General features: G+C 44.2%; 15 protein-coding genes. All 15 read left to right on the top strand.

Features of this window, described 5'->3' with window-relative positions:
• Entirely contained in the window at positions 1-1,278 is a 1,278-nt protein-coding gene (gene ftsZ / locus LPKJCM_RS03750) for a cell division protein FtsZ (protein WP_087069546.1), read from the top strand.
• A 57-nt stretch (positions 1,279-1,335) separates the two neighbouring features.
• Positions 1,336-1,680, top strand: a complete 345-nt coding sequence (locus LPKJCM_RS03745; RefSeq protein ID WP_014939623.1) for a cell division protein SepF — start codon at positions 1,336-1,338, stop codon at positions 1,678-1,680.
• A gap of 24 nt (positions 1,681-1,704) precedes the next feature.
• The gene (locus LPKJCM_RS03740) at positions 1,705-1,980 is read left to right on the top strand and encodes a YggT family protein (protein WP_013727518.1); all 276 of its coding nucleotides are present in this window, start codon (positions 1,705-1,707) and stop codon (positions 1,978-1,980) included.
• Positions 1,981-2,017: 37 nt separating this feature from the next.
• Positions 2,018-2,809, top strand: a complete 792-nt coding sequence (locus tag LPKJCM_RS03735) for a YlmH family RNA-binding protein (RefSeq protein WP_087069545.1) — start codon at positions 2,018-2,020, stop codon at positions 2,807-2,809.
• A 15-nt stretch (positions 2,810-2,824) separates the two neighbouring features.
• Entirely contained in the window at positions 2,825-3,508 is a 684-nt protein-coding gene (locus tag LPKJCM_RS03730) for a DivIVA domain-containing protein (RefSeq protein ID WP_057963037.1), read from the top strand.
• Between the two features lie 615 nt (positions 3,509-4,123).
• Entirely contained in the window at positions 4,124-6,928 is a 2,805-nt protein-coding gene (ileS, locus tag LPKJCM_RS03725) for an isoleucine--tRNA ligase (protein ID WP_057963036.1), read from the top strand.
• Between the two features lie 169 nt (positions 6,929-7,097).
• Complete coding sequence (locus LPKJCM_RS03720; RefSeq protein WP_057963035.1) at positions 7,098-7,307, top strand: cold-shock protein; 210 nt, start codon at positions 7,098-7,100, stop codon at positions 7,305-7,307.
• A gap of 67 nt (positions 7,308-7,374) precedes the next feature.
• Positions 7,375-7,917 (top strand): NUDIX hydrolase, encoded by a 543-nt coding sequence (locus LPKJCM_RS03715; RefSeq protein ID WP_057963034.1) that lies wholly within the window; start codon positions 7,375-7,377, stop codon positions 7,915-7,917.
• Positions 7,918-7,930: 13 nt separating this feature from the next.
• Complete coding sequence (locus LPKJCM_RS03710; protein WP_057963033.1) at positions 7,931-8,260, top strand: hypothetical protein; 330 nt, start codon at positions 7,931-7,933, stop codon at positions 8,258-8,260.
• A gap of 11 nt (positions 8,261-8,271) precedes the next feature.
• Positions 8,272-8,961: a 5'-methylthioadenosine/adenosylhomocysteine nucleosidase gene (locus LPKJCM_RS03705; protein ID WP_057963032.1), complete on the top strand. Its 690-nt coding sequence runs from the start codon at positions 8,272-8,274 to the stop codon at positions 8,959-8,961.
• An 18-nt stretch (positions 8,962-8,979) separates the two neighbouring features.
• On the top strand, positions 8,980-10,143 hold the full coding sequence (locus LPKJCM_RS03700) for a cysteine desulfurase family protein (RefSeq protein WP_057963031.1): 1,164 nt from the start codon (positions 8,980-8,982) through the stop codon (positions 10,141-10,143).
• The gene (locus tag LPKJCM_RS03695) at positions 10,143-10,487 is read left to right on the top strand and encodes a DUF1831 domain-containing protein (protein WP_057963030.1); all 345 of its coding nucleotides are present in this window, start codon (positions 10,143-10,145) and stop codon (positions 10,485-10,487) included. The genes LPKJCM_RS03700 and LPKJCM_RS03695 overlap by 1 nt, the downstream gene beginning before the upstream one ends.
• A 574-nt stretch (positions 10,488-11,061) precedes the next feature.
• Entirely contained in the window at positions 11,062-12,087 is a 1,026-nt protein-coding gene (locus LPKJCM_RS03685; protein ID WP_057963028.1) for a branched-chain amino acid aminotransferase, read from the top strand.
• A 390-nt stretch (positions 12,088-12,477) separates the two neighbouring features.
• The gene (locus LPKJCM_RS03680; RefSeq protein WP_057963027.1) at positions 12,478-13,515 is read left to right on the top strand and encodes a branched-chain amino acid aminotransferase; all 1,038 of its coding nucleotides are present in this window, start codon (positions 12,478-12,480) and stop codon (positions 13,513-13,515) included.
• A 251-nt stretch (positions 13,516-13,766) separates the two neighbouring features.
• Positions 13,767-14,603 carry a histidinol-phosphatase HisJ gene (gene hisJ / locus LPKJCM_RS03675; RefSeq protein WP_057963026.1) on the top strand — a complete coding sequence of 279 codons (837 nt, stop codon included), beginning with the start codon at positions 13,767-13,769 and terminating at the stop codon, positions 14,601-14,603.
• Positions 14,604-14,652: the final 49 nt, after the last annotated feature.

Genomic DNA, 14,652 nt, shown 5'->3' with positions numbered 1-14,652 from the left:
ATGGAATATTCATTAGATTCCACCGATAACCACGGTGCAAACATAAAAGTTATCGGCGTTGGCGGTGGGGGAAGTAATGCCGTTAACACGATGATTAACTCAGATGTAAAAGGTGTTGAATTTATCGTTGCCAACACCGATGTTCAGGCTTTAGCAACTTCAAAAGCCGAAACCAGAATTCAATTAGGACCCAAACTTACACGTGGGCTGGGTGCCGGTTCCAACCCTGACGTTGGTGCTAAAGCTGCTGAAGAAAGTGAAGAAGCCATTACTGAAGCACTTGAAGGTGCGGACATGATCTTTGTAACGGCCGGAATGGGTGGCGGTACTGGTAACGGTGCTGCGCCAATTGTTGCCAAGATTGCAAAGGACCAAGGTGCACTGACTGTTGGTGTGGTTACCCGGCCATTTAGCTTTGAGGGACCTCGTCGAGCAAAGTATGCTGATGAAGGGGTGGCTCAGCTCAAAGAAAATGTCGATACTTTGATTGTCATTTCAAATAACCGTTTGCTGGAAATGGTCGACAAGAAGACACCAATGATGGATGCCTTCAAGGAAGCCGATAACGTTCTACGACAAGGTGTCCAAGGAATTTCAGATCTGATCACCAGTCCTGGTTACGTTAACTTGGATTTTGCTGATGTTAAGACCACGATGCAGGACCAAGGTTCAGCTTTAATGGGTGTCGGAACCGCAAATGGTGAAAATAGAACCGCTGAAGCAACCAAGAAAGCGATTTCTTCTCCATTGCTGGAAGTTTCAATTGATGGCGCCGAACAGGTGTTGTTAAACATCACCGGTGGGCCTGACCTATCCTTGTTTGAAGCCCAAGATGCTTCTGACATTGTGTCACAAGCTGCAACCAGCGATGTCAACATCATCTTTGGAACGTCCATTGACGAAACACTTGGTGATGAAGTCCGCGTGACGGTTATTGCTACCGGGATCGATAAGAAGAAAGCCGAACAGGAGCGGATGTCAACACGGCGGACTCGTTCTGCTCGTCCACAACCAAGTGCACGGCCACATTCAGATCGCCAAACGTCAGACACTGATCAAACAAAAGACCGTTCAAATACTAATAGTGATCCACTTGGTAACTGGGACATTCGAAAACAACCAGCCCCAAGCCGTCCTGCTGCTCAGGATGAATTCAACGACGTTGAGAAAAAGGATTTTGATCCCTTCCAACCAGACGTTAGTTCTGATGACACAAGGCCAGACACCAGTGATGATTCACAAGACGATATTCCACCATTCTTTAAGCACCGTCGTTGAGGTAAGTAGTACAGGCTGACCGGTACTGATGTTTGGTGAAATGTGAAAGGACACGAAATGCCAAAATTTAATTTAGCCAATTTTTTTGGGATGGATACAGACCAACCAGAAAATCAAATTGATAAGCCGGCGGATAACGTTGTATTGATGAATAGACAGGAACCAGAAACCAGCAGTATCGTTGTTTTTGAACCAGTCAACTATACTGATGTTGACACGATTGCCCAAAAATTACTGGAGGACAGCGCTGTCATCATCAAGCTGGACAAACTCGATAACAATTCAGCTGCCCGGATGGTTGATTTCTTGAATGGTGTTTTGTTTGCCATTCACGGGTCAATCAATCGGCTCGGTCGAAACATTTTCATTTGTTCACCAAAGAAATTTCAAGTAACTGAGTAATCTCAAAAAATAAGGAGCAACCTATTGGTCACATTTGTTATGTATGCAGTTTGGTTTATCGACAAGGCCATCAACATTTATATGCTGTGTATTGTCGTGTATGCCCTAATGAGTTGGTTCCCAAATGCTTATGGAACGGCAATTGGTCGATTCTTGGCACGGATTGTTGAACCGTTTGAAAGCTTGTTTAATTTTGCCACAATTGGGATGATTAGCCTTGCTCCGATTGTTGCTTTAGCAGTATTGACGTTTGTTCAAATGGGCGTCAATTATCTTGGACAATTGTTAATCGGCTATTAATTGGGGTGCAGACGTTTCAGCAAGAGGGGGAAATATCTTGGTAGACTCGAATGTTTCGCAACACTATCGACAGGCCGAATTGCCTTTTTTAGAGTCAATCGACAGTTTGAGCGGCAGGGTTGCAAATGAATATCGACCGATCCTTACTGATTTTTTGAATCCTAGACAGCTTTATATACTTGAAACAATCGTCAATAGATACGAGGGTGTCTCATTTCAGACGCTTGGCGGATATCCTTCGGCCGAATTAAAACGAGCGGTTGCCTTTCCGGATTACTTTGTTCCCAAGGCCGACGATTATAATATTACCGCATTCCAAATTGACTATCCCAGCAAATTTGCAACCTTATCTCACGGACAAATTCTGGGATCAATTATGGGGAGTGGCATTGATCGAGATGTCATTGGTGATATCGTCACCGATGGTTTGAATTGGCAATTCATGTGTGAGTCCGAAATGGCGGATTATGTTCAATCACAAGTCGATCGGATTGGTAAGATTAAAATCAAGCTGGAAAAAATTCAGCCTGAAGAGATCATTGTGCCGGTTGACGAAGGCGAAGAATTAACAACAACTGTTGCTTCTTTACGGGTTGACGCACTCGTTAGTGAAGGATTCCACATTTCTCGTCATCATGCCAAGGAACTCATTGAAAGCGGCATGATTCGCATTAATTGGGAGGATGCCAACCGTCCTGATTTAGAAATTTCCATTCAAGATATTATCTCGGTTCGCGGTTTCGGCAGATTGGTTGTGCAGGATATTGCCGGCATGACCAAAAAGGGTAAGATTCGAATTGCATTAAAAGTATATAATCGAAATAAATAGGAGGATTGAATCATTATGGTATTAAGCCCACAAGATATTCATAACAAGGAATTTTCGACAAAACTACGAGGCTACAATGTTGATGAGGTTAACGATTTTCTTGACCAAGTTATCAAGGATTATCAAATCGTTTTGCAAGAAAACAAAGACTTGGACTCCCAGCTCAATGAAGCCAAAGACAAACTTTCCTACTTTAACGATTTAAAGGATTCCTTGAACCAATCCATTTTGGTTGCGCAGGAAGCTGCAGATAAAGTTAAAACCAACTCGAAGAAGGAAGCTGAAATCACCAGCCGTGAAGCACAGAAGAAGGCTGATGATATTTTGAACGCTGCTAACGAGAAGGCGGATGCTGTTCTTGAAGAAGCTTCAAAACGTGCTAAGAAGTTAGCGATTGAGACTGATGATTTAAAGAAAAATACCAGGGTGTTCCGTCAACGACTTCAAGTCATGTTAGAAAGTCAGCTTGAAGTGATTAAAGGTTCTGACTGGGATCGTTTGGTTGAAGAGAAGCCAACCACGACCTATGAAGATATTGAAAAAGTGGTTGGTAGCCTTGACAACATTGTAAAACCAGGGGTACAATCTGAAACTAAACAGAGTAATGGTGCGAAAGATGTTGAGGAAACACCGGCTACTGTGGATGATTCAGATCAAACCGTTGTGATTTATCCAGATGGTCGCACGAAAAGTGAATAATTAATCGGTTAGAGAAAAGAAAGTTATTGGCTGACACAACAGCGAGCTGAAGTTAGTGGAAGTTCAGCAGTCACCAACCAATAAATCGATCACCTCTAGTACATAAATCGATTATCTGAAGAGATAGAATTTTAAATTCTAAAATTGGGTGGTACCGCGAAGACTTCGTCCCTTGTGACGGGGTCTTTTTTTGTAAGAGCGCGACAAGGGCTGGGTGACCCGGTTTCCAAGGGTACTTTGATTGAAGTTCCTGGGTTTGGAACTTTAATCAAAGTACCCTTGGAAGTTAGGGCCAGGCCCGTCGGAGCGTATTTTAAAGGCAGAAGGGGAGCACATAAGAATCTAACAAACGTGTTTCTGCGACGTGCCCCAGTTAGCTTCTGAGCACGTTTCGATCAGAGTGCGGAGCCGAGCGGTTAGTAACCGGAGCCTAAGTTGACTTTGGGGGAAATCGAGTTTGATTTCGCCCGATGTTGGCTTAGGCACAGGTTGCTGCTCGGTGGAGCACATTTCACCTAGCTGTTCACGACCACTCAAACTTCATCCACCACCAAGCTCCATGGCACCAAACTCATCATTACTCCGTCAAATATCTCCACGAAAGGAAGTCCAGCAATGCGGGTAAAAGATACGTTAAACTTAGGCAAAACAAAGTTCAAAATGCGTGGTAATCTTCCTGTTAAAGAAGTCGATCGTCAAAAGGCTTGGGAAGACAACGATGTTTACCAACAAAGACAAAAATTAAATGAGGGCAAACCAACATTTGTCCTCCACGATGGCCCGCCATATGCTAATGGTGACATTCATATGGGCCATGCCTTAAATAAAATTTCAAAGGATATTATTGTTCGATACAAATCTATGACGGGTTATCGAGCACCTTACGTTCCAGGTTGGGATACTCATGGACTGCCAATCGAGCAGAAGTTGATTCAGGCCGGGTATGACCGCAAGAAAATGTCGACCAACGAATTCCGCAAATTATGTCGGGACTATGCTTTAAAGCAGGTTGAACGTCAAAAGGAAGAATTCAAACGTTTGGGTGTTTCGGGTGACTGGGACAACCCATACTTAACGCTGAAGCCAGAATTTGAAGCTCAAGAAGTTCGTGTATTCGGTGCCTTTGCCAAGCGTGGCTTGATTTACAAAGGTAAAAAACCGGTTTACTGGTCATGGTCATCAGAGTCTGCACTCGCAGAAGCTGAAGTTGAATACCATGATATTACTTCACCAACGGCATTTTATGGTGAGCACGTCGTTGATGGTAAAGGTGTCTTAGATGATGATACCTACATGGTGGTTTGGACTACGACACCATGGACGATTCCAGCTTCTGAAGGAATTACCGTGGATGCCGGTTTTGATTACTCGGTTGTTCAGCCCGAAGGTGAGACTCGGAAATTTGTCATCGCCACTGAGTTGGTTGATAAAGTTGCCGACCTCATCGGCTGGACAAATGTTAAAACAGTTAAAACGGTCAAAGGCCAAGACCTTGAAGGCATTTTGGCGGAACATCCATTTGATCATAGCCGTAAACTATTAACGATGTTGGGCGATTTCGTCGACCTTGAAGAGGGGACCGGATTAGTTCATACCGCTCCTGGTTATGGGGAAGATGACTTTAATATTGGCCGCAAATACGGTTTGGATATTTTTGCCCCCGTTGATGATAAAGGTTACTTAACCAAAGAATCCGGTGAAGATTTTGCCGGCGTCTTCTATGATGATGCCAACAAGATTGCCTTGGACAAATTAAAGGACGACAACTTATTGCTTCACTACATGCCATTGAAGCATAGTTATCCATTTGACTGGCGGACTAAAAAGCCAATCATTTTCCGGGCAACCCCACAGTGGTTTGCGTCTGTCGACAAAATTAAAGATGAAATCATCAAATCTTTGGATGATGTTCAATTCTTCCCTGATTGGGGCAAGGTTCGTCTCTCCAACATGATTCAAAACCGTGGGGATTGGGTTATCTCCCGTCAACGGGTTTGGGGTGTGCCGCTGCCAATTTTCTATGGTGAAGATGGTGAAGCAATTATCACCGAAGAGACCGTTAACCATGTGGCTGACTTATTTGAGAAATATGGTTCTGACATCTGGTTTGAAAAGGAGGCCAAGGACTTGCTACCCGATGGCTTTACTAGCGAGCATTCACCAAATGGTCAATTCACCAAAGAAAACGACATCATGGATGTGTGGTTTGATTCTGGATCCTCACACCAGGGGGTTCTTGAAGAACGGCCAGAACTGACCTATCCGGCTGATATGTACCTTGAAGGCTCAGATCAGTACCGTGGCTGGTTCAACTCCAGTTTGATTACCAGCGTTGCTGTTTCTGGCAAGGCTCCTTACAAACAAGTGGTTTCACAAGGCTTCACTCTCGATGGCAATGGCCATAAGATGAGCAAATCACTTGGTAACACAATTGCACCAATCGACGTGATCAAACAGATGGGAGCTGAAATTGTTCGTCTGTGGGTTACCTCAGTTGATACTTCAGCTGATGTGCGGGTAAGTACCGAAAACTTCGTCAAAATTTCGGATTCGTATAAGAAGATTCGGAACACGATGCGGTTCTTGTTGGCCAACACAACGGACTTTGATCCTAAAGAAAATACCGTCCCATTTGATGAATTGGAATCTCAAGATCAATACATGCTGGTACTTTTCAATCAATTCCTGGCTGATACCAGAAGCTATTTGGAACGATATGACTTCTTGGATTGGAACAAGAAGGTCATCGGTTTTATTACCAATGATCTGTCCGCGTTCTACCTTGATATCGCGAAGGACATTGTTTACATCGACAAGCAGGACGGCCATAAACGTCGTTCAATGCAGACGGTCATGTATGAGATTGCCGTTGGCTTAACTAAGTTGATGACACCGGTATTGCCACACACTACTGAAGAGATTTGGGGATTCCTCCACGAACCTGAAGAATTTGTTCAGTTAACCGATATTCCGGAACCTAAGAAATACGAGCACGATTCAGAGATTCTGGCCAACTGGACGAAATTCCGAAGTTATCGTGATGATGTTCTTAAAGTGCTTGAAGAGGCGCGTGACGCCAAGAAGATTGGGAAGTCATCGGAAGCTGCTTTGACAATTTACGCAACTAGTGAAGTAGCCGACTTGATGAACAGTTTGAAGACTGATCTGGCAACTGTCTTGATGGTTTCTCAATTGACCATCAAGGACTTTGCCGATGCGCCTGATAACAGCACTAAATTCGATAGCGATGGCTTGGCACTACTGGTTGAACCCGCCGAAGGCAAGACCTGTGAACGTTGTCGTCTGGTTCGTAAGGACGTTGGTGCTGATTCGGACTACCCAACTTTCTGTCAATCTTGTGCCCAAATTGTCCGTGACCAGTTCCCTGAAACAGCGACTGAAGGATTTGAGGAAAAGTAAGTCGAAGTTTGTACCATTGATCCTTTAAAATTCAGCAAAAGATGTTTCAATCTTCATGATTAACCATTAAAATGAAACTATGACTTAAATGTTGTAGTTTCTTTTTTTATTTTAAATAATTGAAATGTGTGTTGGCCCACCCCGTGTGCCGAACACTTCGGAGGATATTTTGCTTAAAGGAAAAATTAAAAGTTATAACCCACAGAATGCATTTGGCTTCATTACTCAGGACAGTGGCGAAGATGACCTGTTCTTCTTTAAAAACGCCTTTCCTGAAGATCAATATGGCACCATTCAAGTCGGTAAACCAGTGGAATACGTTGTTGTTGCCGGACAGAAGGGACCCCAAGCTGCCAAGACCCACGTGATCGATGATTAGCCGTCTTGATTGCAATGACCCGGTATTATTTGTAGAATGATCCTATTAACTAAAAAAGGTGATCGAGTTGGACTTTGAAGAAAAAGTAATGGGTACTGAGAAGATCTATGATGGGGCAATTATCAATGTCGAAAAGCAGACGGTTAAGCTGCCTGACGGACAGACATCATTTCGAGAGATTGTCCACCATTCCGGTGCCGTGGGTATTTTAGCCCTTACCCACGATAATAAAATAATTCTTGAGAAGCAGTGGCGCGCACCAGCTAAAAAGACCACCATTGAGATTCCTGCGGGAAAAGTCGATGGTCGAGATGCTAATTTTCACGATACCGTCATTCGAGAATTAAACGAAGAAATTCGTTATGTGCCCAAAACCATCAAAAAACTCTATGGTTTTTACTCATCAGTCGGTTTTTCTGATGAATACATGAAACTATACCTTGCTGAAGGACTGACGCCGGTTGCTAATCAATTGCCACGCGACAAGGGGGAATTCCTTGAAGTGTTTGAAAAAACGCTGGATGAGGCGGTGGCAATGATTGCTGATGGCGAAATCCAAGACGCAAAGACCATTACTGCCATTCAATATTGGCAGTTAATGCAAAAGTAGGTGACCATTTAACTTGGCGATCGATGATAATCACAAAAATGACGGGAAACCGTTAACGCGAGAACAGTATCGAAAATTAAAAGGGCAACAGGAAGCTGACTTTCAGGCACGCGATAAACGTCGGGTGCAAGTCGAACGTGAATATGCAAGAAAACACCATCAGCCGGTTTCCGAAGCAACTCCTGAACCACAGGAAACAACGCGGGCTCGTGAAAATTATTCAGTAGCCGATGATTTTAAAACACCGCGTTGGCATCGGATTAACCGCAAGATGAACTGGACAATCACAATCTTAATTTTACTGATGGTGATCGTTTTTTTAGTGTTGTTTTTTGTCAATTAAGGAGAATTTGAATGACTTACGGAATTATTTGTGCAATGGATGAAGAACTGGCGATCTTAAAAGAAGCCCTTTCTGGTGAACAAACAAAGCATTATGGCAATGCTGATTACTTTCTTGGAACGATTCAGGGTCAAACATTGGTCATTGTTAAATCAGGGATTGGTAAAGTGCAAGCCGGTATCACGACATCAACTTTGATTAATGAATTTCACGTGGATGCCGTAATTAACTCAGGTTCAGCTGGCGGCATTGGTGCAGGTTTGTCGGTTGGCGACATTGTTGTCTCAACCGAGACGGCCTATCATGACGTTGATGTCACCACTTCCGGCTATAAGATGGGGCAGCTGCCTGGGTTCCCAGCTCGCTTTAAAGCGTCAGAAGAACTAGCCGACAAGATCGTCAAAGCGGCTCAAAAAAGTGGTGTGACTGCCCACAAAGGGTTAATTGTTTCTGGCGACCAATTTATTGCCGATTCGAATAAAATTGCGCAAATTAAGCACAACTTTCCCGATGCCCTGTGTTCTGAAATGGAAGGAGCGGCTGTTGGACAAGTGGCTTATCAGAATAATGTTCCATATGCCGTTATTCGCGCCATGTCTGACGTTGGTGATGAGGAAGCTGAAATCAGTTTTGATAAATTTATCATTACAGCCGGTAAAAAGTCCGGTCAGATGCTGATTGACCTCTTTAAGAACGAGTGAATTTAAGGAGTAAAAATAATGAAAGAGATATACCTCGATAACGCCGCAACGACCCCGGTTTCTGATGAGGTTTACACGGAATTGATGGATAAATATAAGAATCTTTACGGGAATGCTTCCACCCTGTATGGCCTGGGAAGAGAATCCAAAGCCGTCATGGAAAATGCTCGGGACCTGATTGCCAAAAGCATTAACGCTGATCCAGATGACATTGTCTTTACCAGCGGCGGTTCTGAAAGTGACAATACGGCAATCACCCAAACGGCCATTGCCCGCAAGTCACTTGGTAATCACATTATCACGACCGCCATTGAGCACGAAGCCGTTTTAAGGCCCTGTGAAGCACTTGAAAAAATGGGCTTTCGAGTTACCTACCTCTCCGTTGACATCTATGGCAACATCTCTTTAGACGACCTTAAGGCTGCTTTGGACGATGACACGATCCTGGTTTCAATTATGACTGGGAACAACGAGGTTGGTTCAGTGATGCCAATTCATGAAATCGGCGAAATCTTGAAGGACCATCAAGCCTGGTTCCATACGGATGCCGTTCAGGCATACGGATTGTTGGATATTGATGTTCAACGTGATCACATTGACATGCTGTCAACATCGGCTCACAAGATCAATGGTCCCAAGATGATTGGTTTTCTTTACCGTCGTAAGGGGGTTAACTTCCCCAGTTTGATTAAGGGCGGTGATCAAGAGGAAAAGCGCCGTGCCGGGACCGAGAACGTTCCCGCAATTGCCGGATTTGCCAAGGCGGTCGAAACGATTACGGCCGAAGAGAAGGCTCATCGACAAGCAAAATATTTGAAATTTAAACATTATATCGCGGATAAATTGACCCAAAACGGGGTTGAGTTTGAAGTCAACGGCCGCATCACTGAGGATAATTTGAATCACGTGTTTAATATCTGGCTTAAAGGTATTTCAACCTATGTGATGCAGACCAATCTAGACTTGGCGGGAATTGCTGTTTCCGGTGGATCGGCATGTACAGCCGGCAGCATTGAGCCGTCACACGTTTTGGTGGCGATGTATGGCAAGGACAGCCCAAGAATAAGCGAGTCGATCAGAATCAGCTTTGGGCGGTATAATTCAATTGAGGACCTTGATAAGTTGGTAGATGCAATTACCAAGATTGTTAATCGGGTCAAAACTAAGGGGGTAAAGATGTAATGGCATTTTCAAAGACAGGTAAGGTTAACGGTGATGATACGGTGTATGAGCTGAGGGATAACGTTAAACGGTTCACACTGCGTGATTTAGGGTTTATCGAAGGCAAGACGGGGGTCTTTTCACTGGAAAAGTCCTTGGACCCAACGTCGCCATACAATGCCAACTATAAATTCAAAATGAAGGTTGATAAGGATTTGAGTGGTTTTAGAATGGCGATCACCACTGGAAACGGTCTGGAAAAAGTCAACATCTTCAATAATCCCGACACTCAACCGAGTGTTGATCAATATCAATTTATTATTAATGATTTGATTGATCGGGATGTAATTAAGAGAAGAGTGTGACGAGCAACGGGTGAGGCGGAACGTATTTTAAAAGCTGAAGGGAGCACAAAAGAGCATAACAAACGTGCTCCTCTGTGTGAGAGACCTGGATAGGACCCGGAACACCTTTCAGCCAAGTACGAGTCAAGATCATCACATGCGATAAGCACTCACATACAAAAACATAATTCGCCTCATGCAAGAGAGCCAGGACAAAAGCAATACCTTGTCCTGGCTCTTTTGCAGTCTGGCCTACTAAGTTGAATGGTGGCTCAATCAGCAGCTTCCGGCCGTATAAGCGGGCTTGGCCAAATATCCAAGCCCTGGATATCTGACTAAGCCCGCTTATACTCTGGAAGCTAACCGCTGATTGAGCCACACTGTCTTTCTCAAGATTAACATTGACACCTCCACATAAAAGCGATAAATTAGATAATAATTAAGATATGATGATAAACGAATAAGTGATGATCTTATGAACAAGGTGTGTTTCATGTTCGTCCGATGATTTCTTACATATCTGAATTGTAGAAACCATACTTAGTTACAACGCTTATCACCTGCTTAATTAATATTTTAAGGAGGACACATATACATGGCAAAACAAAAGTTAGAGGATTTAGATTGGACCAATCTTGGATTTGCATATCGTGATTTACCGTACAGTTATAACGAGGAATTTAAGGACGGCAAGTGGCAAAATGGCGGTTTAACGACCGATTCGACATTAACTTTCAACGAAGCTGCTGAAGATTTGCATTATGGCCAGGAAGTTTTTGAGGGGATGAAGGCTTACCGGACCAAGGACGGCCAAATTCAACTCTTCCGTCCCGATATGAATGCAAAGCGTTTTAATAATTCCGCTAAACGCTTGGTTATGGAACAATACCCTGAAGATAAATTTGTTGAAGCGGTTAAAGAAGTTGTTAAGGCAAATGCTGATTTTGTGCCACCTTATGGTTCAGGCGGCTCGCTTTACATTCGGCCATTCATGGTTGGAACCGAACCACTGGTTGGGGTTTCACCCTCATCGACTTACACGTTCCATATCTACGCGACCCCAGTTGGTGCTTACATTAAAGGGCTTCATCCAATGCCATACATGGTCAGCAAATACGACCGGGCTGCTTACGCTGGAACTGGCCAAGCGAAGACTGCCGGCAATTACGCTGGAAGTTTGTTAGCAGCTAAGGAAGCTAAAGATAATGGTTTTGCCGGCGAACTTTATTTGGATCCTCGTCAACATAAATACGTCGATGAATTTGGCGGCGCCAACTTCTATGCCATTGGCAAGGATGGCAAGTTCTATACACCAAAATCTCATTCAATCCTACCGTCAATCACGAAGAAATCAATCCTTCAAATTGCTAAGGATTTAGGATTAGATCCTTCTGAAACCAACATCGATGTCAATGACTTGGATGAGTACACAGAAGCCGGTGCCATGGGAACCGCTGCCGTTATTTCGCCAGTTGGTTCGTTAACCAACAACGGTAAAAAGCATGTCTTTTACAGTGAAACTGAACCAGGCCCCGTTACTCAGAAGCTTTATGATACATTATTTGGGATTCAATCAGGTGATGTTGAAGATAAATATGGCTGGGTTGTGCCAGTTGAATAAAAGAGAGCGCGACGAGACCCGGTTAGGGCCCAGAACATAAGCGAAAGCTTCCAATGATGAACGGCTTTTGTTCATCGTTGGAAGCTTTCGTTTATGTGGCCGGGCCCTGGGTCGACGGAGCGTGTTTTCAAAGCAGGAGGGAGCTCAAAAGAGCATTACAAACGCACCAGAGCGCGGTTTATATTCTGGAAGCTGCTTGATGTCCCACGTTTCCGCAAGGTAACATTTAAAATCATAAAGGACAGGTGAGACAAACAATGTTTTTGTCTCACTTTTTTGACGACTTAATCCCTTCGAAAGTGTTTTACATTTTTTCTAACACACATTAGAATATTAAAAAATGGTTAGACCGATGACAACTCACTACTACATATCCTCAGGAGGGACACTATGGCAAAAGCAAAACCGGCAACAGAAATTGATTGGGAAAACTTAGGCTTTGATTATATGGATTTACCATATCGCTTCTTAGCCCATTATCAGAACGGCAAATGGGACGATGGCGAGCTCACTGAAGACGGTACCTTACACATCAGTGAAGGCTCAACCGGGCTTCATTATGGGCAGGCGGATTTCGAAGGCTTAAAGGCGTATCGAACAAAAGATGGTAGTATCAACCTGTTTAGACCGGATCAAAACGCCAAACGGATGACCCGATCCTGTGCGCGTTTATTGATGCCGGCATTTCCCGAAGATAAATTTGTGGCGGCGGTAAAAAAAGTCGTTGCGGCCAACGCGGATTATGTGCCGCCATACGGAACGGGTGGAACACTCTACTTACGACCTCTGATGATTGGCGTCGGTGGCACCATTGGTGTTCATCCGGCTGATGAATACATCTTCACGATTTTTGCGATGCCAGTTGGTGCCTACTACAAGGGTGGTCTGAAACCAACTAATTTCACAACCTCTTACTACGATCGGGCAGCTCCTCATGGAACCGGCCAGAGTAAAGTTGGTGGCAACTACGGCGGCAGTTTGCTGCCTGGGGACCAAGCTCACAAAGCTGGCTATTCGGACGTGATTTATTTGGATCCCGCAACCCATACCAAAATCGAAGAGGCAGGCTCAGCCAACTTTTTTGGGATTACTGCAGACAACGAATTTGTGACACCAAAGTCAGATTCAATTTTACCAAGTATTACCAAATATTCGCTGTTGTACCTGGCGGAAAACCGCTTAGGGTTAACGGCCATTGAAGGCGATGTCTTCATCGATGACCTTGACCGATTCAAGGAAGCCGGCGCCATGGGAACTGCCGCGGTGATTGCACCAATCGGCGGGATTGAATACAAAGACCAGCTGCATGTCTTTTATAGTGAAACGGAAGTCGCACCGATTACTAAGAAACTTTACAATGAACTAACTGGTATTCAGTTTGGGGACGTTGAAGCTCCAGAAGGCTGGATTCAAAAAGTCGAGGTTTAACCGATCAACAAATGATGGCATCGAAAAAGTCAGACTGGGACAATAGGCATTTAGATCCCTGCCGTTTGCCACGTAGGCTAGGCAAGCGATGCTGGCCGTCGTTGCAGCTTTTGGCAAGATAGAAGTGGTGATCAAAGTTGCCATTAACAACGCAAAAGGGTTAGGTCCCATCCCCCTGCGTGTTTTGACTACCGTTTACCAATGATCGGGTGTGGTGAAGTCAGTTGATTGTCCACGAAAGGAAGGTCATTGTGCTCAAACGAGAAGGCCATACGCACACAGAATTTTGTCCCCATGGCAGCGGGGACGATGTTGAATTGATGATTCAAAAAGCCATCAAGTTAGGTTTTCAAGAATACAGTATTACTGAACACGCTCCGTTACCAGATGGGCTGGCTAAGCAATACGCTGGGAAGACAACCGGGCTGACTGAGGCGTCAATGGCTGCCGGCGATTTGGATGCTTTTTTTCAAAAAGTTAACCGAATGAAGGCCAAATACGCTGACCAAATTAAAATTAATATTGGTTTTGAAGTCGACTTCTTACCTGATTTTGTCGACTGGACCCGCGACTTTTTGAATGAATACGGTCCGCGGACAACTGACAATATCTTGTCGGTTCATTTCATGCAAGGAAAAAATGACAAATTTTGGTGCGTGGATGACACCCTTGAAGACTTCCAAATTGGGCTGTTGAGTCGGTATCCGGACTTCCAAGACCTATACGAAAACTATTTTCAAGCAGTCTTAGCGTCCGTTAACGCTGACTTGGGGCAATACACACCTAAGCGCATTGGTCACATGACTTTGATCAAAAAGTTCCAAGATTATTTTGGCTTGGACCGCCACTTTTCGATGGATAATCTGCGGCTGGTTGAGACCCTCCTGGAGTCGATTAGCCATCAGCATCGTGAACTGGATTTGAATGCTGCGGGCTTGTACAAGCCCTATTGTAATGAGCAGTATCCAACATATTCAATCATTCAGATGGCAAAAGCGTTACAAATCCCATTTGTATACGGCAGTGACGCCCACAGTATTGCTGAAGTAGGGCAGGGTTACAATGGCGTTGTCTCGTTAGTTGAATAAACTGCTTGACAATCGGTCGTTTGGTGATAGTATATGAAATTAAACAAAG

This window comes from Lentilactobacillus parakefiri (assembly GCF_002157585.1).
Taxonomy (GTDB): Bacteria; Bacillota; Bacilli; order Lactobacillales; family Lactobacillaceae; genus Lentilactobacillus; species Lentilactobacillus parakefiri.
The sequence above is the reverse complement of the archived record's forward strand: the minus strand, read 5'-3'. Positions and strand labels throughout refer to the sequence as shown.